Genomic DNA, 23379 nt, shown 5'->3' on the forward strand with positions numbered 1-23379 from the left:
AAAAAAAACTATTTGCAAAATTACCTGATAAAAAATGGACATTTGATAATATGGGGCCTTTTGTTGTACCCGAAAAAGGGATGAAAATAGAATTAAGTCCAGAAACGTTTTCATTATACGAACGGGCAATAAATAGTTCCGAAAATTCCAAAATTAAGGAGATTAACGGGGTGTATTATATAAATAATAAAAAATCAACGAGTTATACCTTTAACCAGGATTATTATTTTATGATGGGAGACAACAGAAAAAGTAGCGAAGATTCCCGCAGGTGGGGTTTTGTACCAGAGTCAAATATTATAGGCAAGGTACAATGTGTTTTATTTTCAAATTATCAAGACAGGTTTAGGTGGGACCGTTTATTTAAAAGTGTCAATTGATTAAATTAACGTTATAAAAAGCATAGTAAATAATAATTTTATACAAATGGTTATATGAACTTTAAGCTTTCTACATTCTCTACGCTTATTGCGTTCATATGTCTATCCATTGTTGGAGCCTGTCTTATTCCCCTAATTAGTGTACAATTGGCTCCAACTAAAACCTTGCCGTCAATACATGTAAATTACAGTTGGAGAGATGCTTCTGCCAAAGTTATCGAGCAGGAAGTGACCTCAAAACTGGAAGGTGTTTTTAATACGGTTAAAGGTATCAAGAATATTAGTTCTACATCTGATAAGGGTAGGGGTAATATTTCTTTAAAGTTCAAAAACCATATTAATATGGATGCGGTTCGGTTCGAATTGGCAAATTTGATTCGTCAATCTTATACCGAATTCCCTGAAGGTGTTAGTTATCCAAACTTGTCATTAAGTGCTGCTAATGAAAATAAATCGCCTATACTGTCCTATAGTGTGCATGCTAATGAAAGCCCATATTTTATCAAGAAATATGCCGAGAAGTATATCTTACCAAAATTATCGATGATTAAAGGTGTTAACCGGGTGAATCTTCATGGAGCAGCTCCTTTTGAATGGGTTGTAGAATATAATTCCAAAGTACTTTTACAATTAAAGCTCTCCGTAAATGATATTCAACAGGCTATTGGTAGCTATTTGAATAAAAAAGAATTAGGACATGGTATTTTTAAGACGAATGGTGATAGTCATCATAAAATATCAATCAGTTTATCTTATAAACCAGAAACAGAAATTAACTGGAATAGAATACCAGTAAAAAAAATTGGGAATAGGATTGTTCATTTAGAAAATATAGCAAAGATTAAATATAAAGAAGCCGATGTAAATAGCTATTATAGGATAAATGGATTAAATACCATTAATATGACCATATATGCCGAACAAAATGTTAATACCATTGATTTGGCAAATACAGTTAAAGCTAAAGTTATTGCTTTGAATGGTGAATTAGATAGTGGTTACAGTATAAAACTTACTCAGGATACCACAGAATATGTTGTTGAAGAGTTACAGAAAATACAAAAAAGAACCCTGTTTTCTTTTCTGATTTTACTCATACTTATTTTAATAATTAATAGAAGTTTTAAGTATTTAACCATTTTGTTTTTAAGTATCATTACTAATTTACTAATAGCGGTTATTTTTTATTATCTGTTTAACGTAGAATTACAGTTATACTCATTTGCGGGTATTACCATTTCTTTTGGGATTATTATAGATAATAGTATTATTATGATAGACCATATAAGAAATAAAGGGAATAAGAAAGCCTTTTTAGCCATTTTAGCTGCCACGCTTACGACCATTGGAGCGTTGATGATTATTTTTTTATTAAAGGAAACGCAACGCGCCGACTTATTGGATTTTGCTTTGGTTATTGCTATTAATATTGGTGTTTCTTTATTGGTGTCGCTATATTTTGTACCCGCTTTGTTAGATAAAATGAGTTTATCTAAAAAACGAATGCGCTTTTCTAGAAAACGAAAAAAACGTATTGTAAAATTTACAAATTGGTATAGTCAAGTTCTTTTTTTTATGAAAAAGCCACGTTTAAAATGGGTATTTGTGGTTGTTTTCGTTTTAGGTTTTGGAATCCCTTTTCATTTATTGCCAAAAGAAATTGAAAATGAAGATTTTTTTGCTAACATATACAATAAAAGTATAGGTACTGAATGGTTTGCAAATGAAGTTAGACCCACTTTAGAAAAAATAATAGGAGGTGCTTTAAGATTATTTACTGAAGATGTTTTTGAAAGTTCCTTTTATTCTGAGCCAGAAAGAACATCATTAAGGGTAACAGGCCAGATGCCAGATGGTTGCACCATACAACAACTTAATGAGGCCATAACTAATATGGAGGCTTATCTTAGTAAATTTGATGAAATTGAACTTTTTGAAACCAGAATCTCCAGTTACAGAAACTCAAATATTTCGATTTATTTTAAGGAAGAGTATGAATTTGGCGGGTTCCCTTATACGTTAAAAAGCTTATTAGAATCTAAAGTGGTTAGTTTGGGAGGCTTAGATTGGACGGTGAGCGGTGTTGGTAGAGGGTTTTCCAATGCTCTGGGATCTGGTTCAAAAAGCAACAGAATTGTATTAGAAGGCTATAATTATGACAGATTATATCGTTATGCCGAACAATTAAAACAACAACTCATTGACAGTACAGGTTCCAGGGTAAAGGATGTAGAAATAACTAGCGGTAGATGGAGAGATCATGCACTTTACGAATATTATTTAGATTTTGATGACAATAAGTTGGCCCTTGCCAATGTTTCACAAACGCAATTGTATGGATACCTAAAAAATCAAGTATATTCAGGTAAATTACCTTCTATTATTCAGAACCATGAATTACAAAGAGTAAAATTGATATCGGATAAATACCAAAAATTTAATGTTTGGGACTTAAAAAATACGCCCATTTCAATTCAGAATAAACAATACAAGCTGGATCAGTTAGCTTCCATTGAAAAAAGAAAAACAGGAAATACTATTAAAAAAAATAATCAACAATACAGTTTAACAGTGGCATATGATTTTCTTGGAACGCCGCTTTTAGCCCAAAGAGTAAGAAAGAAAAATATAGAAAGTTTCGAGCCAGAATTACCCTTAGGCTATAAAATTTTTGAGCAAAAATATAATAGATGGAACAAAAAGGATAAAACACAATATTACTATTTGTTTATAGTCATTTTAATCATCTTTTTTATCTGCGCCATTCTCCTTGAATCTTTAAAACAACCCTTTGCCATAATAAGTATGATCCCCATTTCTTTTATAGGCGTATTTTTAACCTTTTACCTCTTCGATTTCAATTTTGATCAAGGTGGTTATGCGTCTTTTATTTTATTGTGCGGTATTAGTGTTAATTCGGCACTGTACATTATCAATGACTTCAATAATTTAAAAGTTCAATACCCCAATAGAGATACTAGGTTGCTCTATTTTAAAGCCTTTAATTATAAAATAATACCCGTTATTCTTACCATAGTATCGACCATTGTTGGATTAATCCCTTTTGTTTGGAGCGGACAAAATGAAGCGTTTTGGTTTTCGTTTGCGGTAGGATCCATAGGAGGATTGTTATTTTCTTTAATAGGCATCTTTTTTTATTTACCGCTGTTTGTTTTGAAAAGAAAGACGCTTAAACTTCTCTAAATAAAGAACTCGATAAGTACTATGCTCTTTAACTCCATCGATTTTGCAATATTTTTACCAATAGTTTTTATATTATACTGGTTTGTGTTCAATAAAAACCTTAAGCTTCAAAACGTATTTGTAGTTATAGCTAGCTATTTTTTTTATGGATGTTGGGATTGGCGATTTCTTTTTCTTATACTTTTTAGTACTGTTATTGATTATTCGGTTGGATTCCAACTCGCAAAAGAAGCACATAAAACAAAAAGGAAAATTTTGCTTTGGATTAGCATTGTAGTAAATCTGGGATTACTCGGTGTATTTAAATATTATAATTTCTTTATTGATAATTTTACAACGATGTTTTCCTTCTTTAATATGAGAATAGAAGCTAGTTCTTTAAATATCGTATTACCAGTTGGTATTAGTTTTTATACATTTCAAACATTGAGTTACACCATTGATGTTTATAAAAGAAAAATGGAGCCAACAAAGGATTTTATTTCCTTTTCAGCATTTGTTAGCTTTTTCCCTCAGTTAGTTGCAGGTCCCATTGAAAAAGCTTCAAATTTACTACCACAATTTTATAAAAAGAGAACATTCGATTATAGCAAAGCGGTAGATGGGCTCCGACAAATACTTTGGGGCTTAATAAAAAAAGTGGTCATTGCCGATAATTGTGCCCGCTATGTGAACGAGATCTTTCTTCATTCAGATTATTATTCGGGTAGTACGTTGCTTTTGGGGGCTCTGTTATTTGCGTTTCAAATTTATGGGGATTTTTCAGGATACTCAGATATAGCAATAGGAACCTCCAGACTTTTTGGATTCCATTTAAAGAAAAATTTTGCCTTTCCATATTTTTCCAGAGATATTGCCGAGTTTTGGAGACGTTGGCACATATCGTTATCGACATGGTTTAAGGATTATCTTTATATACCATTGGGAGGTAGCCGAGGGAGTGTGTGGTCAAAAATTAGAAACGTATTTATAATATTTATAGTGAGCGGGTTTTGGCATGGTGCCAATTGGACTTTTATTGTTTGGGGCGTATTAAATGCTATTTACTTTTTACCCTTATTATTAACTCACGAAAATAGGGTAAATACAAACGTTGTGGCCGAAGGAAAAAGCTATCCATCTGTAAACGAGTTTTTAAACATCTTAAAAACATTTGGGCTAACGCTTTTAGGTTGGGTCTTTTTTAGAGCAGATAATGTTCAACATGCGCTACACTATATGGCAAGGATTACGTCTCTTTCCTTATTTACCGTACCTAAATTTTTAAAAATGGGGGGCGTTTATACCACACTAATGCTTATAATGATTTTTATTTTAATAGAATGGAAAGGAAGAGAACAACAATATGCTATTGCTGAGTTTAGATTCAAACAAGCAAAATACATGAGGTGGGTTTTTTATTTATTTCTTGGGTTTATACTCTTCTACTATGGAGATTTTAACAAAACCGAATTTATATACTTTGCATTTTAAATAAAGGGTATGAAGCGTTTTCTATTTCAATTGGTCAAGTATCTAATAATTTTAATGATCCTTATTTGTGTCCCTATTTCAGTGACGTCAACACTTGTTAAAAATAAGGGCTTTTTAAATAGTGAAACAGAAAGTAATCTTTTGTTTTTAAAAGAAAAAAATGAGTACGATATCGCTTTTTTAGGCATATCTCAGGCCAGAAATTTTTCAAGACATGGTAATCATGATCGGGTAGAAGGAATACTAAATAAAAAAATAGTCAATTTAGGACAAGGAGGAGCTGTTTGTGGTATTAATGAACAGTTGTTTTATCTGGATTACTTCTACTCAAAAAAGAATACAGTAAAACAGCTTTATTATATCTTACCACCTCAGTTGATGTTTTCAGATACACATCCGTTTGCAACAAATACTTTTGATATTGAGCCTTTTGATATGTCTTTTTTGACACGATATATATTTTTCGATTCCGAAAATAAATATGGACGTATTCATTCATACTTAAGGAGCAAATTAGAGAAAAAGTGGTTGTATTATGCCCCGGAAACAAAGAAAAAACAAACTCAAGTTGTAGAAGAAATAGATTATTTATCGGCTAAAAAAAAGACATTGGTTGACGATACCTGGAGTTCAAGACCAGATTCAGACCGATTTAAAAAAAGTAAGCAAGTTCTAATGAAAACTATAGATTTGGCTTTATCTCATAAAACCGAAATTATATTCATTATACCACCAAATTTATTAGGAACTAAACGAGGTCTTACCAAGGTTTATGAATTCCTAAAAACAATGGAAAATATCAAAGGCATAAAGGTTTACGACTTTTCACAATCTGTATTGAATCCAGAATATTACTACGATTACCACCACCTAAATTCAGATGGCGTCATTTATTTTACTGAAAATTATTTGAAAAACATAAGGATAAAATAAATGCTAGACGAATATTATAACCTCATGAGGGTGTCTAAAAATCTTTATAATTTGATTTGTCAGGTTGAGCACTTCGACTACGCTCAGTGTGCAACCTGTCGAAACCAATATTGATTATCAGTATTTTAAAAATATTTCGACAAGCTCAATATGACATAGAACATACTTTTTAGACATCCTCTTTTCAATATTCTGTAAAACAGATTGTTGTCTGGCTCCTTTTACAGCTCTTCAATTTTTTAATCCAATGGTAGGAAATTTTTATCGTTGGCTGTTATATATTTAATTATGAACTCATCTTGACTTTTTAAGAAATAGGAAAAGTCAAGATGAGTTCTATATAAAAAAACAATCGCCTTTATTTATTTAAAATTAGCTTAAAAACCTTAACCTACAATGAGAAAATTATCTTACTTATTATTGCTGCTTTTTTCAAATTCATTAATAGCCCAAGACCATTCGGTCTATTTTATTGGACATAGTTTAATCGCTCACACGATTCCACAAATGATCGATGAACTTGCTAATGACGATGCGGAAACTACTTATAATTTTGCGAAACAAATAATCAATGGCTCCCCTTTGTCGAATCAATGGGAAAACCCCGAAAGAGGAGAGGGAGATTGGGATTATAGTATAGATCTACCTACAGGTAATTATGACCGTTTGATTGTCACGGAAGCAGTACCTTTGCAAAATCACTTAACTTGGTCGAACACCTACGAGATAGTCGATAATTTCAATAACTTTTTTCACCAGCATAGTCCTAATGGTCAAATGTATATCTACGAAACATGGCATTGTATTAATAGTGGCCCTGGTTTAGTTGGGTGTTCTTATGATAATGATGACCATCTTCCATGGAGACAACGTTTAGATGACGATTTGGTGAAATGGGAAGGCATTGCAGATTATACAAATGCATTAAACCCAGACAAAGAAGTCTTAATTATACCAGGAGGTCAAGCCATGGGGAGGCTTTATGATGCCATTGAGAATAATACCTTGAGTGGTGTTAATTCCATTGAACATTTTTATAGTGATGATATTCATCTTAATGAGATAGGCAGTTATTTTATTGCTTGTGTCATGTATGCAACTATATATAAGAAATCACCAGAAGGCTTAACTGTAAATACAAATAATGTTTGGGGGATTCCATATGATTCTCCTGGCGACACATTGGGAAGACAATTGCAAGAAATAGCATGGGCAACCGTTAGTGGCTATGATAGAAGCGGTGTTAGTAATACAACACTTAGTGTTGTTGATGCTGACGCATCAAACATTAAAGTTTATTCAACGCCTTCCAGCCTTGTCATTAAAAATATTGAAACTACAGGAGATGTGGCATTATATGATATTGGCGGACGTATGATAAATAAACTTAAGATCAATAAATTTAAAGAAGATCTTTCAATTCCAATTAATGGTTTAAAAGGTATTTATTTAGTGTCGGTTATAAGCTCTAATGGTTCAAAAGTTAACAAAAAAGTAGTAATATAAATGCTTTGTAAATTAGCATTAAAAAAAGTTGCCAAGTTGGTTTTTTTTAAAACCGACTTGGTGTTTTATATAAGTTTTATAGGGATCATTTGCCTTATTGTTGTCAATTATTTGATAGTATTTAACTTTATTTTTTAATTTATTCAGTTTAGGATTGCAACTCTGGGAGCTTTTCATTTAGCAGTTTTAAATTTTCATTCTCTTTTTTCTTGTCCAAATCATTGTTAAAAACTCCCCTTAAATAACATAAAACTAATTCTGAAATAACTATTTTAATTTTGTAAATTTGCCTGCGTTTATAAGCGCAACATGACACAAAGCACAAAATACATTTTTGTAACCGGAGGGGTTACATCGTCTTTAGGAAAAGGCATCATAGCAGCATCACTGGCTAAATTATTACAAGCTCAAGGGTATCGGGTTACTATTCAAAAATTAGATCCATATATTAATGTAGACCCAGGAACACTGAATCCATACGAACATGGTGAGTGTTATGTTACAGAAGATGGAGCAGAAACCGATCTGGATTTAGGACATTATGAGCGTTTTTTAAATGTACCTACTAGTCAGGCCAATAATGTAACTACAGGACGCATTTACCAAAGTGTCATCCAAAAAGAACGACGTGGTGAGTTTTTAGGGAAAACGGTACAGGTCGTTCCGCATATTACCGATGAAATAAAACGTCGCGTACAACTTTTAGGAAAATCGGGTGATTATGATATTGTGATTACCGAAATAGGTGGTACTGTTGGAGATATAGAATCCTTACCATATATAGAAGCCGTACGTCAGTTACGATGGGATTTAGGAGAAGATAACGGTATTGTAATTCATTTAACCCTCGTACCGTTTTTATCTGCAGCAGGAGAGTTAAAAACGAAACCAACACAACATAGTGTTAAAACACTTATGGAGAGTGGGGTGCAGGCCGATATATTGGTTTGTAGAACAGAACACGATCTACCAAAAGATTTGCGTCGCAAACTCGCCCTATTCTGCAATGTTAAAGAAGAAGCTGTCATTCAATCTATTGATGCATCAACGATATATGATGTCCCCAATTTGATGCTGGAAGAAGGTTTAGATAAAGTCGTTTTAAAACAATTAAATTTAGAAAGTTCTGCACCCGATATTGATAGATGGAATAGCTTTGTGCACCGTCATAAAAATCCAAAAACGGAAGTTGTTATTGGACTCATTGGAAAGTATGTAGAACTGCAAGATTCATATAAATCTATTTTGGAGGCCTTTATTCATGCAGGAGCAGAGAATGAGGTGAAAGTTAAAATAGAATCCATCCATTCAGAATATTTGAATAACGATAATATCAAACTTAAACTAGGACATCTGGATGGTGTTTTAGTAGCACCAGGTTTTGGAGAGCGCGGCATAGAAGGAAAAATTACAGCCGTTAAGTTTGTTAGAGAAAATAATATCCCTTTTTTAGGAATTTGTTTGGGGATGCAAATGGCAGTCATCGAATTTGCAAGAAATGTTTTAGGTATGGCTGATGCAAACTCAACAGAAATGGACATCACTTCCAAAAATCCAGTAATTGATTTGATGGAAGAACAAAAAAGCATAACAGACAAAGGGGGAACGATGCGTTTAGGAGCTTGGTCATGCGAACTAAAGCAAGGAAGCATCGTGCATGATACATATAAGAGTGATATTATTAAGGAGCGTCATAGACATCGTTACGAATTTAATAGTAACTATAAGGAACAAATGGAAGCTGCAGGTTTGCTGGCAACAGGTTTAAATCCAGATACAGGCTTAGTAGAGATTGTTGAAATTCCTGAACATCCTTGGTTTGTAGGTGTGCAATACCATCCAGAATATAAAAGTACGGTTGCTAATCCACATCCATTGTTTGTGGCTTTTGTAAAGGCAGCTTTAAATCATAAAAAAGATCAAAAGGGTGTCAGTATGGCACAAAGTTAAAATTGGAGAGCTTATTGATTAGCTATTTGTCGTTCCCACAAAGCAGGGAACCTCATTAAACTTAAACTAGTAGTATGGTCATTTGAGTAAAGCAAAATATCTAACAAAGAGGTTTTATAGTGCTTTCAGAATGACAGAAATTAAAATATGGAAGAAAAAAAATTAGATATTAATTCGGTCATAGGGTTTATACTCATTTTCGGAATATTAATGTATATGCTTTGGCAAAATCAGCCAACGCCAGAAGAACTGGAAGCTCAAGAAAAAGCTAAGCAGGAACAAATAAAAGCAGAGAAAAAAGCTTCAGAACCAAACCAGGCAAAAATAACGACTGCTGAAGATTATACAGCTGGTGCTACTTCAGATTCCCTTCAATTAGTTAATCTAAAGAATAAACTTGGTGTTTTAGCATATTCGGAAACTTTAGCTTCAGAAAACAATGAAACACTGGTTGAAACCGATTTATTTGCCTTAAAGTTTAATAATAGAGGCGGGTATTTATCAGAAGTCAGGTTAAAGGAGTTTGTAGATTTTAATGACGAACCAATCTATATTGTAAAAGATAATAATGCTTCTTTTAATATTAATTTTGGAACTACCGAAAGCCGTATAGTTAATACAAGAGATAGATATTTTGTACCTACTGTAACTAAAAATGGTGACAATACCATTGTTTCTATGAAACTAAAAGTATCGGAAAGTAAGTTTTTGGAATATCGTTACGAGTTAAAAAATAACGACTATATGATTGATTTCACGGTTCGTTCTCAAGGATTTAGTGATGTGATTAACAGTTCGCAAGCAGTTAATTTAGATTGGAATCTTAAAACGTATCGTCATGCAAAAAGTATTTCTTATGAGAATAGATATACCGAAGTGGTTTTTGAATACGAAGACGGTAAGGATGACTATTTAGGGCAGCAAGAGCAGACAGAAGATACCGCAGAGGATGTTAGTTATGTAGCGTTTAAACAACACTTTTTTACATCTGTTTTATTAGCAGATGCTCCATTTAAAACAGGAGCTTTCGAATCTAGAAACCTAGTTCAGGATGAAGAAGTAGATACTGTTTATACGAAGGCATTTGTAGCAAAACTGCCTTTGGAATTGGCTGGTGGTGAGATTAATAAAACAATGGATTGGTATTACGGTCCAAGCGATTATAAAATATTAAATGCATATGATAGAAATTTAGACGAGATTGTACCACTTGGTTGGGGTATTTTCGGCTGGATTAATAAATATGTCTTTATTCCCTTATTTGGTTTCTTAGGAGGGTTTTTACCTTACGGAATTGCCATTATTGTTATGACGATCTTAATCAAATTATTACTGTCTTTTGTACAGTATAAACAATTTTTATCGCAGGCAAAAATGAAAATTCTGAAACCAGAATTAGATGCCATCCGCGAGAAGTACAAAGACAATAAAATGAAAGCGCAACAAGAAACCATGGCTTTGCAAACTAAAGCAGGAGCTAGCCCGTTAAGTGGTTGTTTGCCAGCCTTGGTACAATTGCCGGTATTTTATGCGTTATTCCAGTTTTTCCCTTCGGCGTTCGATTTAAGACAGAAAAGCTTTTTATGGGTTGAGGATTTATCATCTTATGATACGGTAGCAAACCTTCCTTTCAGTATTCCTTTTTATGGGGATCATGTAAGTTTGTTTCCATTATTGGCATCTATTGCAATTTTCTTCTACATGCGTTTAACCACAGGGCAACAGGTTAACACGCAGCCACAACAAGAAGGTATGCCAGATATGGGGAAAATGATGAAGTATATGATGTACTTTTCACCAATCATGATGTTGTTTTTCTTTAACAACTATGCCTCAGGTTTAAGTTTGTATTACTTTATTTCTAACTTGATTAGTATTGGTATTATTTTAGTGATCAAAAATTATATCCTTGATGAAGATAAGATTCATGCTCAGATTCAAGAGAATAAAAAGAAACCTAAAAAGCAAAGCAAATTCCAGGCACGTATGCAGGAAATGATGGAGCAGGCAGAAAAACAAAAACAGGCACAGCAAAAGAAGAAAAGATAAATATAATTTCTGATAAGAAGACTTTTACCAAAGAAGTTGCCATGTTTTGTTAAATATGGCAACTTTTTTGTTATACAATTTGAAAATAATATTTTCGTTTAATTAGTGTTGTTCTAAAAAAATGAACTCTCAAAAAAGACAGTCTAAAATGAAAAAGGTAATATTTACACTGCTTGCTATATTAATTTATGGTTCAAGTTTCTCTCAAAGTGTTAATCAATTTGATGAAAACGGAAAGCGTCATGGTATTTGGAAAAAAACATTTAAGAATACCAATGTTCTTAGGTATGAAGGTGAATTTTCGCATGGAAAGGAGATAGGAGTTTTTAAGTTTTATAAAAATATTAGAAAGAAACCCGTTTTAACGGCTACAAGAACTTTCAATGAAAATGATAATAAAACCTATGTTAAGTTTTTTACATCTAGAGGAAAGCTTATTAGTGAAGGAACAATGGATGGGAAGCTATATGTTGGAACATGGAAATATTATCAGAAAAACTCCGATAAACTATTAACTTTAGAGCACTATAATAATAAAGGAAATTTACATGGTGAGCGCTTTGTCTATTATCCTGATGGACAAGTAGCAGAAAAACAAAATTATATTGATGGAAAATTAGATGGTGCTTCAACCTGGTATTCTGTTAAAGATGTTGTTTTAAAATCTTTTATTTATGTTAATGGGGAGCTTCATGGTGATTCAAAGTTTTATAACCCAAAAGGCGAGTTGATTACAGAAGGAAGATATAAGCATGGAAAAAAACATGGTATTTGGAAATACTATGAAAATGGAAAATTAGTGAATCAGAAAGACTTTTCAACACAAGGAAAATACAAAAAGGAAAAATAAAAAAAGCTCCTTTTTTAAAAGGAGCTTCCTTTTTCATAGACAATTTTAATCCACGATTAACAATGTCTACAATCAACAAATCAAACTAATTTGTCAAATCTGGAATGGCTACTTTATTTATAACATGTATCACGCCGTTACCAGCTTGAACATCAACAGCTATTATTCCAATATCTGAATTTCCAGAGCCATCAGTTAAATCTGCGATATTATTTCCAGTACCAGGTAAAGTTATAGTAAGATCATCACCTTCCAAGCTTGGAGCCATAGTATTTCCTGGATTGTTTAAATCACCAGAAGTCACGTTCATGCCACCAATTACATGATGTAACAAGACTTGAGTTAATGTGGCTTCTTCAGGAACGGTTATTGCTGCAAAAGCATCGTTTGTTGGAGCAAATACTGTAAAGGGAGCAGGGGCTGTTCCATTTGCTGTAGAAAGCGTGGCAACAAAATCTGTAGCAGGTGTTAACGTCGTTAAAGCATCTACTAAAGTAGAAAAGGTAGGGTCGGCTGTAGCAAAAGTGACAACGGTTGGTATATCTATTATGGCATCTACAGCATGTATAACGCCATTAGATGCAATAATATCTGGTATAGCTACTGTAGACATACCATTAAGTGTTACACCGTTATCTGTATTGATATACAAACTTAAATTATTTGAAGTGGCTCCGAAAGTTGCAGCCGTTTTTACATAGCTATTGGTCAAGCCAGAAGATGTAGCTGTAGCACCTGCGACAACATGATTAGATAAAATATCATTTAAATCGTTTGTATTTGGGTTTGTAAATGCTGTAAACGCATCATTAGTTGGTGCAAAAACAGTAAAATCACCTGGTGTAGATAATAAATCTGTAAAGGTGGTATTGCCCCCAGTTGTTAAAGCATCTACCAAACTTGTTAGATTTGGATTAGCAATAGCATGATCGACAATGTTGGGTAATCCAATTACAGCATCAACAATATGAATAACTCCGTTAGTAGCTTCGATATTTGGTGTGTCAACTGTCGAAATGCCATTAAAGGTCACGCCACTTGAAGTATCGAAGAAGATACTCATTTTATTGTCGCCTGCACCAGTAGCTTCAGTAGAAGCATAACCAGAACCTAAACCAACGAGGTCAGTCGACATTAATGTAGACCCAGAAATAACATGATTTAATAGCACTTGAGCTAATACATCTGTTGGAACATCTCCTAAAGTAGCAAAATTATTTTCAGATAAGAATGCAGTAAAAGCAGCATTGTTAGGAGCTAATACAGTAAATGGTCCAGCACCACTTAATACATTAACTAAATCACCATCAGCTGCTTGTAGTGCAGCAACTAGGTCACTTAATTCGGGAGTGTCAAGTGCAACGCCAACAATATTTTTTGGTAATTGAGGTAAGACAACTTTATTGATAACATGTATAACACCATTAGCAGCTTGTACATCTGTAACGGTAATATTGCTAACTCTGCCATTTACATCGGTAAGTGTTGCGCCTCCAGTTACGTTGGCTGTGATCTCTCCACCTAAGGTAGTTACAGGCATATTATCTGTTAAAGCAGAAGCTAATACATTAGCTCCAGCTACAGCATGTAGGTCTAAAGTAGCTTTTAGTGTTGGTTCGTCGATGTCGTTTAGAGATGCTACTCCAAGTTCCGTTAATAAATCCCCAAAAGCATCATTTGTTGGAGCAAATACTGTAAAAGGAGCAGGGGCTGTCCCATTAGGCGTAGATAATGTAGTAACATAATCGAATGTTAAATCATTTCTTGTTAACGCCGCAACCAAAGTAGAGAATGTGTCATCAGCAAGTGCAAAATCGACTACAGTAGGCAAGTCTATTACTTTGTCAACGATATGCACCACGCCGTTAGAGGCTTGTAAGTTAGGTGTAGAAACATCGGAAATACCATTTAATTTTACACCAGAAGATGTATCTATGTAAATACTCAACTTGTTACTGGTACTACTTTCTGTAGCTAATGTGCTATTATAACCAGTGCTAAGGCTAGAAGAATTAAACTCCCCCTCTATAACATGGTTTAATAATACTTGAGTGAGTACATCTACAGGGACATCATTTAAAGAAGCAAACCCTTTATCGGATAAAAACGTTTCGAATGCAGCATTGCTGGGTGCAAAAACGGTATAAGTACCAGATTGCAAAGTTGTAGCTAAGTTTGCGCGTTGTAGTGCGGCTACCAGATTTGATAAATTAGAATCTGTTAATGCTAATTCAACAATGTTTAGTGTTCCAACCACAGGAGTAGTGTTATCATCATCATTGCTACATGCTACAATGAGTAACATTGCAATCAATATGAGTGGCAATTTTTTTAAAGCATTTAATGGTTTCATAATATTTATAGTTTTATTTTGTTTAACAAACATATAAAATAATTAAACAAAAATCCAAATTTTGTTTAATATTTTTTGAAATAAGATAAACAAAAATGTTTTAATAAGTGATTTATGAAACCGTATTTCGATAATCATTTTCTGTAAATATGCGTATCTTTGCAGCCTAATTTATTTAAAATGAAACGAGTCATTATTGGACTTTCAGGAGGTGTAGATTCTAGTGTAGCTGCTTATTTATTAAAGGAGCAGGGGTACGAGGTTATTGGCTTATTTATGAAAAACTGGCACGATGATTCGGTGACAATATCCAATGAATGTCCTTGGTTAGATGACAGTAATGATGCCATATTAGTAGCCGAAAAATTAGGAATACCTTTTCAAACGGTTGATTTAAGCGAGCAGTATAAAGAGCGTATAGTTGACTACATGTTTAATGAATACGAAAAAGGTAGAACACCAAACCCAGATGTACTTTGCAATAGAGAGATTAAGTTTGATGTTTTTATGAAGATTGCTTTAGAGCTTGGAGCAGATTATGTAGCTACAGGTCATTATTGTAGGAAAGGGACTATTCAAAAAGAAGGTAAAGCGATCTACCAATTACTTGCAGGCGTTGACGATAATAAAGACCAGTCTTATTTTTTATGTCAGTTATCCCAAGATCAATTGGCAAAATCATTATTTCCTATAGGGGAATTGACAAAACCTGAAGTACGTGAAATAGCTACTAAGTTGGATTTGGTGACTGCCGAAAAGAAAGATTCTCAAGGTTTGTGCTTTATTGGTAAAGTGAAATTACCAGATTTTCTTCAGCAACAATTAAAACCCAAAGAGGGTGTTATAGTTGAAATACCAAAAGAGCAAGATGTTTTTGCTCATGCCGAAACCGAATTTAATTCTAAAGAAGAGAAATTAAAATATTTATCTCGTAAAATTGACTATAAAGTTGATTATGGTAAAATAGTAGGTAAACATCAAGGTGCCCATTACTTTACCAAAGGTCAGCGAAAAGGCCTGGCCGTTGGAGGTACGGTAGAACCTTTGTTTGTTATTGATACCGATGTAGATGAAAATGTTATTTACACAGGACAGGGTAAAGAACACCCAGGTTTATTAAAAAAAGCCTTGTTTGTAACAGATGATGAATTGCATTGGATTAGGGAAGATTTAGAGTTAGAACTGGATGCAACTATGGAAGTCATGGCTAGAATCCGATACCGACAGCCATTGCAAAAAGCAAGACTATATAAAGTAGAAGGAGGCTTGTATGTCGAATTTGAAACGTTTCAATCTGCAATAACCGAAGGGCAGTTTGTAGCATGGTATTTAAAAGATGAGCTTGTAGGTTCTGGAGTTATTTCCTAATAAATAAAATGATATGAATAACAAAATTACCGAATTATTTAATATTGAGTATCCTATTGTTCAAGCGGGTATGATTTGGAATAGTGGTTGGCGTTTAGCGTCGGCAGCAAGTAATTCTGGTATTTTAGGCCTCATAGGGGCAGGTTCTATGTATCCTGATGTTTTAAGAGAGCATATCCAAAAATGCAAAAAGGCTACTAATAAGCCTTTTGGTGTTAATGTTCCTATGCTATATCCTAATATCGAAGACATCATGGATATTATTGTGGAAGAAGGTGTGAAGATCGTATTTACTTCAGCTGGAAATCCGAAAATATGGACGTCTTGGTTACAAGAACGTGGCATTACTGTAGTACATGTTGTTAGTAGTGTGAAGTTTGCTTTAAAAGCACAAGAAGCAGGCGTAGATGCCATAGTTGCTGAAGGCTTTGAAGCTGGTGGGCATAATGGTAGAGACGAAACAACAACGTTAACCCTTATTCCTATGGTTAAAGAGCAAATCCAAATTCCGTTAATTGCGGCAGGTGGTATCTCTACAGGAAAAGCGATGTTAGCAACCATGATTTTGGGAGCAGATGGGGTTCAGGTTGGTAGTCGATTTGTTGCAAGTATAGAAAGCTCAGCACATGATGCATTTAAAAAAGTAGTGGTTGATGCTAAGGAAGGAGATACCCAATTAACACTAAAAGAATTGGCCCCTGTGCGTTTGGTCAAAAATAAATTCTATGAAGATATTCAGGAACTCTATAAGTCATCACCATCTATAGAACAATTAAAAACATTACTAGGAAGAGCTCGTGCCAAACGTGGTATGTTTGAAGGAGATTTAGATGAAGGGGAACTGGAAATAGGTCAAATTGCTGGGTTAATTCATGATATCAAACCTGTTTCTCAAATTATTACTGATATCTTAGAGGAGTTTGAAGTGGCTAAGGAGAAGATTTCTAGTTTATAAAGACTTATTTTTTAGGTAATGCACTCACTGAGATTTTATATAGCCTACTCAGTCCGTTATCATATTTATTAAACTCTTTTAATAGTTCATTGATTGATAGTGGAGTCTCAAAATCTATTTGCGTATTATCTTGTTTGCTCGTAAAGTATAAAGTATTAGTTTGGCTATCTACAAAAGGGCAATAATCCATTTTTTTCGTATTAATAGCTTTTCCTAAATTTTTAGCTTTTGACCATCCATCATGTGTGCGATAACTAATATACAAATCACCACTGCCATAGCCTCCTTGTTTATTATAACAGCCATAGATTAAATAAGATTCGTCTGGAGCGATAAAAGCATTGTATTCATATCCAGTAGAATTTATGCTATCTGGCAACATTTCAGGTTCAGAATAAGAGTTATTAATAAATGTACTCACATATATATCATCTTTACGTTTTAAATTAGGATTATCTCTGGTGAAATAAAAATTACCATTGTTGGCTATCGAAGGATAAAATTCGCCATGCTCTGTATTAATTGGGCTTCCCATATTTATGGGCTGCGACCAATCACCACTAAGAGAGGCGCGTTCTGCATACCATATGTCAAAGTCTTTTGGGGTGTTTGATGCAACATCCAAAGGCCTTGTAGAAACAAAATAGATTTTTAAACCATCCTTAGAGAAAAAAGGCTCTAGGTCAAAAAACTGACCAGAAAACGAGGCAACTTGTGGAGTGCCCCATTCCTTTCCCTTCTTTTTTATGGTGATGATAGCAGATAGATTCCCCATAATGCTCTGTCCAGAAAACATAATTTCATCACCATTAGGAGAAATAGCCACATCACGAACATTAGGAAATTGTTTTACAATTTCAGGTATAAAAGGCTTGGTTGGTTGTTGTGAAAAGCCTAAAAAAGCATGAGTGATAAAAATAAATAGATAGAAGTACTTCATAACAAATGTATTTATTACAAGATACTAAAGTGGATATTTAAAATTCTAAAAGGAATGTTAATCTTAATCTTAATAAGTAAGAAAGGAGGAATTTAAATCCCTCCTTAATTAAACGCTGAAACTTATAAGCTTTGATACTTCTAATCCCTTTAAAATAAAAAGCTAAATGTTTCCTAAAGTGCTGTTGTTTATTTAGTTTGCATTTTTACAGCTTCACGAATGTATGAAAATACTACAATAAATCAATTTAAAAGTTGTACAGACTTATCAACAACTGTTAACATTTGTTAATTTTTAACAAAAATTAAAAGAAGATTACAAAATTCTTAAAAATATAAGGCTAAAGACTATTTTTGTCTAATGCAATTTAAACACTATACCAAAGAATTTAGCTATAATTGGAAATTAGCTGCACCAGTAATGCTTGGTATGTTAGGACATACCTTTGTGAGTTTTGTTGATAATATTATGGTAGGCCAGCTGGGAACAGCCGAATTGGCAGCAGTATCTTTGGGTAATAGTTTTATGTTTATAGCCATGTCCTTAGGCATTGGTTTTTCTACAGCCATAACACCTCTAATAGCAGAGGCAGATGCAGCAAAAGACTTTACAAAAGGAAAATCCTCTTTTAAGCACGGCTTGTTTCTATGTACTGTTTTAGGGGTTTTACTCTTCTTGATGGTATTTTTTGCAAAACCCCTAATGTATTTAATGAAGCAACCCGCTGAGGTTGTAGAATTGGCAATTCCCTATCTAGATTTAGTTGCCTTTTCTTTAATCCCTTTAATTATTTTTCAAGGTTTTAAACAATTTAGTGATGGGTTGTCCATGACCAAATATCCAATGTATTCAACATTATTGGCAAATATTATAAATATCATTTTAAACTATGTATTGATTTTTGGAAAACTAGGTTTTCCAGAACTTGGCATTGTAGGAGCAGCTTACGGAACTTTGGTGTCACGTATTATTATGGTTTGGTATTTATGGTTCTTACTTAAGGGAAAAGAGAAATCCAAAGCCTTTGTAACAAATATTAAGTTTTTTGTTTTAAATAAATTAATGCTTAAAAAAATTATCAATTTAGGTGCGCCAAGTGCCATGCAGATGTTTTTTGAAGTGGCTATTTTTACAGCAGCCATATGGTTAAGTGGATTATTAGGTAAAAATCCGCAAGCTGCCAACCAGATCGCACTTAATTTATCGTCTATGACATTTATGGTAGCTATGGGGCTAAGTGTAGCTTCTATGATTCGTGTTGGTAATCAAAAAGGGCTTAAAGCATATTATGAACTGCGCCGTATTGCATTTTCATTATTTTTAATGGGAACTATGTTTGCAATCGGCTTCGCATTGTTGTTCTTTATATTTCATAATCAACTACCAAAGTTATATGTAGATTTTGATGATGCCAAGAATTTACTTGATAATACCGAAGTAGTAAGTATCGCATCTAAGCTGCTAATAGCAGCAGCCATTTTTCAAATAAGTGATAGCATTCAAGTATTGGTTTTAGGGGCTTTACGTGGTTTACAAGATGTTAAAATACCTACTATTATTACATTTGTATCGTATTGGTTGGTTGGTTTTCCTGTGAGTTGGTTTTTAGGAAAGGAAACTGTATATGGTAGTTTTGGTATTTGGTTAGGGTTATTGGCAGGTTTATCAACCGCAGCTATTTTATTGTATATTCGATTTAATTATTTGACTAAGAAATTAATTGCCAGGAGTATTTTGAAAAACTGATATGAAATTATTAAAAACTATAGATAAAGTATTAGCAGCTTTTGGAAATATAAAGGCCATGGAGCGTACACATGTAGATACTTACACAGAAGATTTAATAGCTAAAATAAAAGGGGTAAAGATTGCAGAATCAGAATATGGGCAACTTTTTGTCTCATTTCAAAGTTTGGCTAATTATGAATTTCTTAATGCTACAATTTTAAGCGGGACTAATATAAAAACATTTAATGGAAGTAGCCTTATATTTGCTGAAGATGGAAAAGAAACAATATTTCTCTCTGATACTAAAGAAATAGAATCTGACTATTCTAACATTTCAAATAGATGGTTAACAAAAATTAGTTTTGTAATTAATGATAATGATAAAAAAATGATGTTAGAACAACGGTTCGACAAGGTATTTCTTAATTACAAGAAGAAGTCTTTACCAATGCAAAAAAGTAATTAATATTTCAACAATTTTTAAACTCAAAAAATGACACTCCCAAAATTTATATTAGGCGATAATACAGAATACCCTAATGCCATTTTTGTAATTCATACCGAATTTCCCAGATTTATTATTAATCTTGAAGATGATGAAGTAGAATGGTTTGAGGACTTTGATGCTGAAGATCAAAAAGAGTTAAAAAGTGAAACTGAAAATGCTATAAAGCTTGCTACAGAGTTTTACGATAGTGAAATAACAAAATATGAAGATTAGCATATAACTATGATTGAAAAACTTTTAGAGTACGATACCGAATTATTTTTGTATTTGAATAACCTAGGTTCAACACCTTGGGATAACTTATGGTTGATAATAACAAACAAACTTACGTTTATTCCATTGTATGCTATTTTGTTATTCATGCTTTATAAAAAATATGGGCTAAAGTCATTACTGGTTTTCGTAGTGGTAGTTGCCTTAATGATCACCTTTACAGATCAGATCACTAACGTATTCAAGCGAGGATTTCAGCGCCCCAGACCATGTGGGGAAGCTAATCTAATTGATCAAATGAGATTCATAGCTGTTCGTTGCGGTAAATATGGCTTCTTTTCTGGGCATTCATCAAACTCAATGGCAGCTGCTGTTTTTGCAGGTTTAATGTTAAGGAAATTTCATAGAAACCTCATTTTTATTTTACTATTTTGGAGTGCCGTGGTAGCATATAGTAGAATTTATGTTGGTGTACATTACCCGTTAGATATTGTATGTGGATTGACATTTGGTGCCATTTCAGGGTTTCTATTTTATAAATTGGCTAAATACCTTTTAAAACGATTTATTGCTTCTTAACGACTAGATTTAATAAATAATTGAATATCCATTTTGTATGACAAATAGATTCTTTATGTCATCCGAATGCATGTGAACCTATCTGTTGCCTAGATAGATAATCTCATAATACTGATTTCAATAGTTTAAACACGAGGTTTGGAACAGGTTCAGATGGACAAAATTTGATTATGACAAATTGCAGATAGTTAGTATAAATAATTATAAAATCTTAATACATTTTTAATTAAAGAAAATTTTTTCCTGATTTTCAGTTAATTCACCATGTCATTTTAATTGCTCACCAAGAATAAGATGGTGTTCACCATATTAATTTTATAAGCCTTTTCGATGGGAATATCTTTGTCTAATTAAAAAAATGTCCCATCAAGAAAGAAGAAAAATGAAAAATTTATTTAAAACAAGCATATTTTTATTGATTAGTTTATTTATTGGGTGTAGTTCAGATGATAGTAAACCATCCGATGACAATGGTTCTGAAGTAGATTTAACAGCTGCAAGATTAGATGATTTTCAATTGTCTGGAGTTTCTTATACCAATATTAGTTTAACACAGCCAGAAATTGTTGGTGGTGAAGAAAAAACACCAGGTACAATTATTATTACTGTTCCAGCTGCAACAGACCACCTTAATTTAAGTTTGGCTTCTGTTAATTTTAACGAATCTAAATTCGAAATATCCCCAGCAGTGGGTTCTGTACAGTCTTTTGAAGTGGGTAGCGCTATTGCTTATACCATTACTTCTAAAGATAACTCAGAAAAAAGCATAAGTTATTTGGTTTCGGTAGTAAAAGAAGAACCAGCAGCGGAAACACTAAAAATAACAGGGTTTAAATTCGAAAAAAGCAAAAATTCAGAACTGCCATCAGATATAATGGCTACTAAAATAGTAGAATACCCAGGGACTAACTGGAATGCCATTTTTATCCTTGTGCCAAATGAAACAAACTTGACTAACTTAATTCCAACTATAGAATACAAAGGGACCTCTTTAGAATATAAACAAGGAAACACAGGTTTGGCGGCTTTTGCACCATATCCAGAAACAGATTTAACCGTTGATTTTACAAGTAACCATGATTTGAGAAGTACAGATAGAAACGAATTCCTTTTATCTGTTATAGGTTCAGAATCAACAAAGAACTACCGTGTTATTGTTGATGTTCAAAACCCCATTGAGTTACAAAGTAATTCGGCATCAATAGGAGATTTAACAGAAGGAGGAGGAACTCAAATATATTCATTAAGATGGACCAATAAAGGAAATCACCCAATAGAAAGAAATCTTAAAGCCAGTGGCTACATAGATAATACCTCTAATAAAATTGGAAATATATTTGAAGCTTATTTAGAGGTGTCAGATCCTTTACAAGGCGCATATATTAAGCCAGGAGAAGAAGGTCTTGTGATTTTAAAAGTTAATACTGATGGTGCTGCAATTGGAGACTATGATATTAATGTTACCTTTTCTCCAAGATATGATGTAAATCGGGCAAAGATTAATGACATACGTGATGATTTAAATCCAATAGAAGATATTTTCTCACCAATAATATTAAACACTAGGTCTACAATTAAGAGCGAATAATAGTATCTATCCAATACAATATTAGTACTTTTTTATAGTTTTGAGGTTAGCTAAATCTAAAATGAATTTATGGTAATTAACAATAAAAAAGTACTAATTGTTGAAGATGAATTTTCTATTGCATTGGATATTGAAACCAGTTTAAAAAAAGTAGGATATGATATTGTAGGTATTGCAAGTAGTTATAATGAAGCCATGAAGTATGCAGAAGAAGCTACACTAGATATTGTTATTATGGATATTAATATTTCTGGAGAAAAAAATGGTATAGTAACAGCTAAGGATATTTATGACAAATATAAAATTCCGATCGTTTTCTTAACGGCTTATGGTGATGATGACACGTTTAAAAAAGCCTTAGAGTCTAGACCGTTTGCGTTTTTGTTAAAACCCTTTAATACTAAAGAATTGTCCTTTGCTGTACAAATAGCGCTACAAAAACATCTTGAAAACAATACTCCAAAAACTACGATACCTGGTGCTAAACTATCTGAAATCATTTTTATCAAGGATAAATCGCAGTTTATAAGTGTTAAGATAAATAAAATTTTATGGGTAGAGGCTATGGATAACTATACTCAAATTATCACCAAGGACAAAAAGATTTTAGCCAATATGTTTTTAAAGGAATTCTATGAAAAAGTACCACAAGATAAGTTTTTAAGAATTCACAGATCCTATATGGTAGCTCTCGATAAAATTGATAAAATAGAAAATAGATTTATTTTTATTAATGGACATAAAATTCCTATAAGTAAGGCATATAGAAGCCAATTAATAGAACGATTAGATATCTTATAAT

Annotated in this window: 18 protein-coding genes; 16 read left to right on the plus strand and 2 right to left on the minus strand. The window is 33.1% G+C overall.

The window, feature by feature from the left end; genetic code table 11:
• The 8 genes from lepB to HHX25_RS14050 form a co-directional block, all read left to right on the plus strand.
• A partial coding sequence (lepB, locus tag HHX25_RS14015; protein WP_169674778.1) for a signal peptidase I occupies positions 1-380 on the plus strand: 380 nt, incomplete at its 5' end.
• Positions 381-434: 54 nt separating this feature from the next.
• Positions 435-3584: an efflux RND transporter permease subunit gene (locus HHX25_RS14020; protein ID WP_169674779.1), complete on the plus strand. Its 3150-nt coding sequence runs from the start codon at positions 435-437 to the stop codon at positions 3582-3584.
• A gap of 21 nt (positions 3585-3605) precedes the next feature.
• Positions 3606-5057 (plus strand): MBOAT family O-acyltransferase, encoded by a 1452-nt coding sequence (locus HHX25_RS14025; RefSeq protein ID WP_169674782.1) that lies wholly within the window; start codon positions 3606-3608, stop codon positions 5055-5057.
• Positions 5058-5066: 9 nt separating this feature from the next.
• A complete protein-coding gene (locus tag HHX25_RS14030) occupies positions 5067-5990 on the plus strand; it encodes a hypothetical protein (RefSeq protein WP_169674784.1) in 924 nt (307 codons plus the stop codon).
• Between the two features lie 396 nt (positions 5991-6386).
• A complete protein-coding gene (locus HHX25_RS14035; RefSeq protein ID WP_169674786.1) occupies positions 6387-7496 on the plus strand; it encodes a T9SS type A sorting domain-containing protein in 1110 nt (369 codons plus the stop codon).
• Positions 7497-7805: 309 nt separating this feature from the next.
• Positions 7806-9446 carry a CTP synthase gene (locus HHX25_RS14040; protein ID WP_169674788.1) on the plus strand — a complete coding sequence of 547 codons (1641 nt, stop codon included), beginning with the start codon at positions 7806-7808 and terminating at the stop codon, positions 9444-9446.
• Positions 9447-9593: 147 nt separating this feature from the next.
• On the plus strand, positions 9594-11495 hold the full coding sequence (gene yidC / locus HHX25_RS14045; RefSeq protein WP_169674790.1) for a membrane protein insertase YidC: 1902 nt from the start codon (positions 9594-9596) through the stop codon (positions 11493-11495).
• Positions 11496-11643: 148 nt separating this feature from the next.
• On the plus strand, positions 11644-12345 hold the full coding sequence (locus HHX25_RS14050; RefSeq protein WP_169674792.1) for a toxin-antitoxin system YwqK family antitoxin: 702 nt from the start codon (positions 11644-11646) through the stop codon (positions 12343-12345).
• 85 nt (positions 12346-12430) lie between these two features.
• On the opposite strand, the gene HHX25_RS14055 is transcribed toward HHX25_RS14050, so the two are convergent.
• On the minus strand, positions 12431-14698 hold the full coding sequence (locus tag HHX25_RS14055; protein WP_169674794.1) for a fasciclin domain-containing protein: 2268 nt from the start codon (positions 14696-14698) through the stop codon (positions 12431-12433).
• A 180-nt stretch (positions 14699-14878) separates the two neighbouring features.
• Between HHX25_RS14055 and mnmA the strand changes: the two genes are divergently transcribed.
• Positions 14879-16066, plus strand: coding sequence for a tRNA 2-thiouridine(34) synthase MnmA (gene mnmA, locus HHX25_RS14060; RefSeq protein WP_169674797.1), 1188 nt, complete (start codon positions 14879-14881; stop codon positions 16064-16066).
• 13 nt (positions 16067-16079) lie between these two features.
• Entirely contained in the window at positions 16080-17021 is a 942-nt protein-coding gene (locus tag HHX25_RS14065; protein WP_169674799.1) for an NAD(P)H-dependent flavin oxidoreductase, read from the plus strand.
• A gap of 4 nt (positions 17022-17025) precedes the next feature.
• Here HHX25_RS14065 and HHX25_RS14070 read toward each other — a convergent pair whose 3' ends face one another.
• Positions 17026-17961 carry a TolB-like translocation protein gene (locus HHX25_RS14070; protein ID WP_169674801.1) on the minus strand — a complete coding sequence of 312 codons (936 nt, stop codon included), beginning with the start codon at positions 17959-17961 and terminating at the stop codon, positions 17026-17028.
• Between the two features lie 360 nt (positions 17962-18321).
• On the opposite strand from HHX25_RS14070, the gene HHX25_RS14075 reads away from it, so the two are divergent.
• From HHX25_RS14075 to HHX25_RS14100, 6 genes are all read left to right on the plus strand, one after another.
• Complete coding sequence (locus tag HHX25_RS14075; RefSeq protein WP_169674803.1) at positions 18322-19707, plus strand: MATE family efflux transporter; 1386 nt, start codon at positions 18322-18324, stop codon at positions 19705-19707.
• Between the two features lies 1 nt (position 19708).
• On the plus strand, positions 19709-20155 hold the full coding sequence (locus HHX25_RS14080) for a hypothetical protein (protein WP_169674805.1): 447 nt from the start codon (positions 19709-19711) through the stop codon (positions 20153-20155).
• Between the two features lie 27 nt (positions 20156-20182).
• Positions 20183-20410, plus strand: coding sequence for a hypothetical protein (locus tag HHX25_RS14085; protein WP_169674807.1), 228 nt, complete (start codon positions 20183-20185; stop codon positions 20408-20410).
• Positions 20411-20419: 9 nt separating this feature from the next.
• Positions 20420-20989 carry a phosphatase PAP2 family protein gene (locus HHX25_RS14090; RefSeq protein WP_169674809.1) on the plus strand — a complete coding sequence of 190 codons (570 nt, stop codon included), beginning with the start codon at positions 20420-20422 and terminating at the stop codon, positions 20987-20989.
• Positions 20990-21371: 382 nt separating this feature from the next.
• Positions 21372-22577, plus strand: coding sequence for a hypothetical protein (locus tag HHX25_RS14095; RefSeq protein WP_169674811.1), 1206 nt, complete (start codon positions 21372-21374; stop codon positions 22575-22577).
• A 69-nt stretch (positions 22578-22646) separates the two neighbouring features.
• A complete protein-coding gene (locus tag HHX25_RS14100; protein WP_169674813.1) occupies positions 22647-23378 on the plus strand; it encodes a LytR/AlgR family response regulator transcription factor in 732 nt (243 codons plus the stop codon).
• Position 23379: the final 1 nt, after the last annotated feature.

The organism is Flavivirga algicola (genome assembly GCF_012910715.1).
Classification (GTDB): Bacteria; Bacteroidota; Bacteroidia; order Flavobacteriales; family Flavobacteriaceae; genus Flavivirga; species Flavivirga algicola.

What these genes read in the sequence shown, in the direction of transcription:
- HHX25_RS14090 (WP_169674809.1), top strand. Translation starts at nt 20,420, where the DNA reads ATGATTGAAAAACTTTTAGAGTACGATACCGAATTATTTTTGTATTTG.
- HHX25_RS14070 (WP_169674801.1), bottom strand. Translation starts at nt 17,961, where the DNA reads ATGAAGTACTTCTATCTATTTATTTTTATCACTCATGCTTTTTTAGGC.
- HHX25_RS14035 (WP_169674786.1), top strand. Translation starts at nt 6,387, where the DNA reads ATGAGAAAATTATCTTACTTATTATTGCTGCTTTTTTCAAATTCATTA.
- HHX25_RS14020 (WP_169674779.1), top strand. Translation starts at nt 435, where the DNA reads ATGAACTTTAAGCTTTCTACATTCTCTACGCTTATTGCGTTCATATGT.
- HHX25_RS14040 (WP_169674788.1), top strand. Translation starts at nt 7,806, where the DNA reads ATGACACAAAGCACAAAATACATTTTTGTAACCGGAGGGGTTACATCG.
- HHX25_RS14075 (WP_169674803.1), top strand. Translation starts at nt 18,322, where the DNA reads ATGCAATTTAAACACTATACCAAAGAATTTAGCTATAATTGGAAATTA.
- HHX25_RS14085 (WP_169674807.1), top strand. Translation starts at nt 20,183, where the DNA reads ATGACACTCCCAAAATTTATATTAGGCGATAATACAGAATACCCTAAT.
- HHX25_RS14025 (WP_169674782.1), top strand. Translation starts at nt 3,606, where the DNA reads ATGCTCTTTAACTCCATCGATTTTGCAATATTTTTACCAATAGTTTTT.
- HHX25_RS14050 (WP_169674792.1), top strand. Translation starts at nt 11,644, where the DNA reads ATGAAAAAGGTAATATTTACACTGCTTGCTATATTAATTTATGGTTCA.
- yidC (WP_169674790.1), top strand. Translation starts at nt 9,594, where the DNA reads ATGGAAGAAAAAAAATTAGATATTAATTCGGTCATAGGGTTTATACTC.
- HHX25_RS14095 (WP_169674811.1), top strand. Translation starts at nt 21,372, where the DNA reads ATGAAAAATTTATTTAAAACAAGCATATTTTTATTGATTAGTTTATTT.
- HHX25_RS14065 (WP_169674799.1), top strand. Translation starts at nt 16,080, where the DNA reads ATGAATAACAAAATTACCGAATTATTTAATATTGAGTATCCTATTGTT.
- mnmA (WP_169674797.1), top strand. Translation starts at nt 14,879, where the DNA reads ATGAAACGAGTCATTATTGGACTTTCAGGAGGTGTAGATTCTAGTGTA.
- HHX25_RS14080 (WP_169674805.1), top strand. Translation starts at nt 19,709, where the DNA reads ATGAAATTATTAAAAACTATAGATAAAGTATTAGCAGCTTTTGGAAAT.
- HHX25_RS14030 (WP_169674784.1), top strand. Translation starts at nt 5,067, where the DNA reads ATGAAGCGTTTTCTATTTCAATTGGTCAAGTATCTAATAATTTTAATG.
- HHX25_RS14100 (WP_169674813.1), top strand. Translation starts at nt 22,647, where the DNA reads ATGGTAATTAACAATAAAAAAGTACTAATTGTTGAAGATGAATTTTCT.
- HHX25_RS14055 (WP_169674794.1), bottom strand. Translation starts at nt 14,698, where the DNA reads ATGAAACCATTAAATGCTTTAAAAAAATTGCCACTCATATTGATTGCA.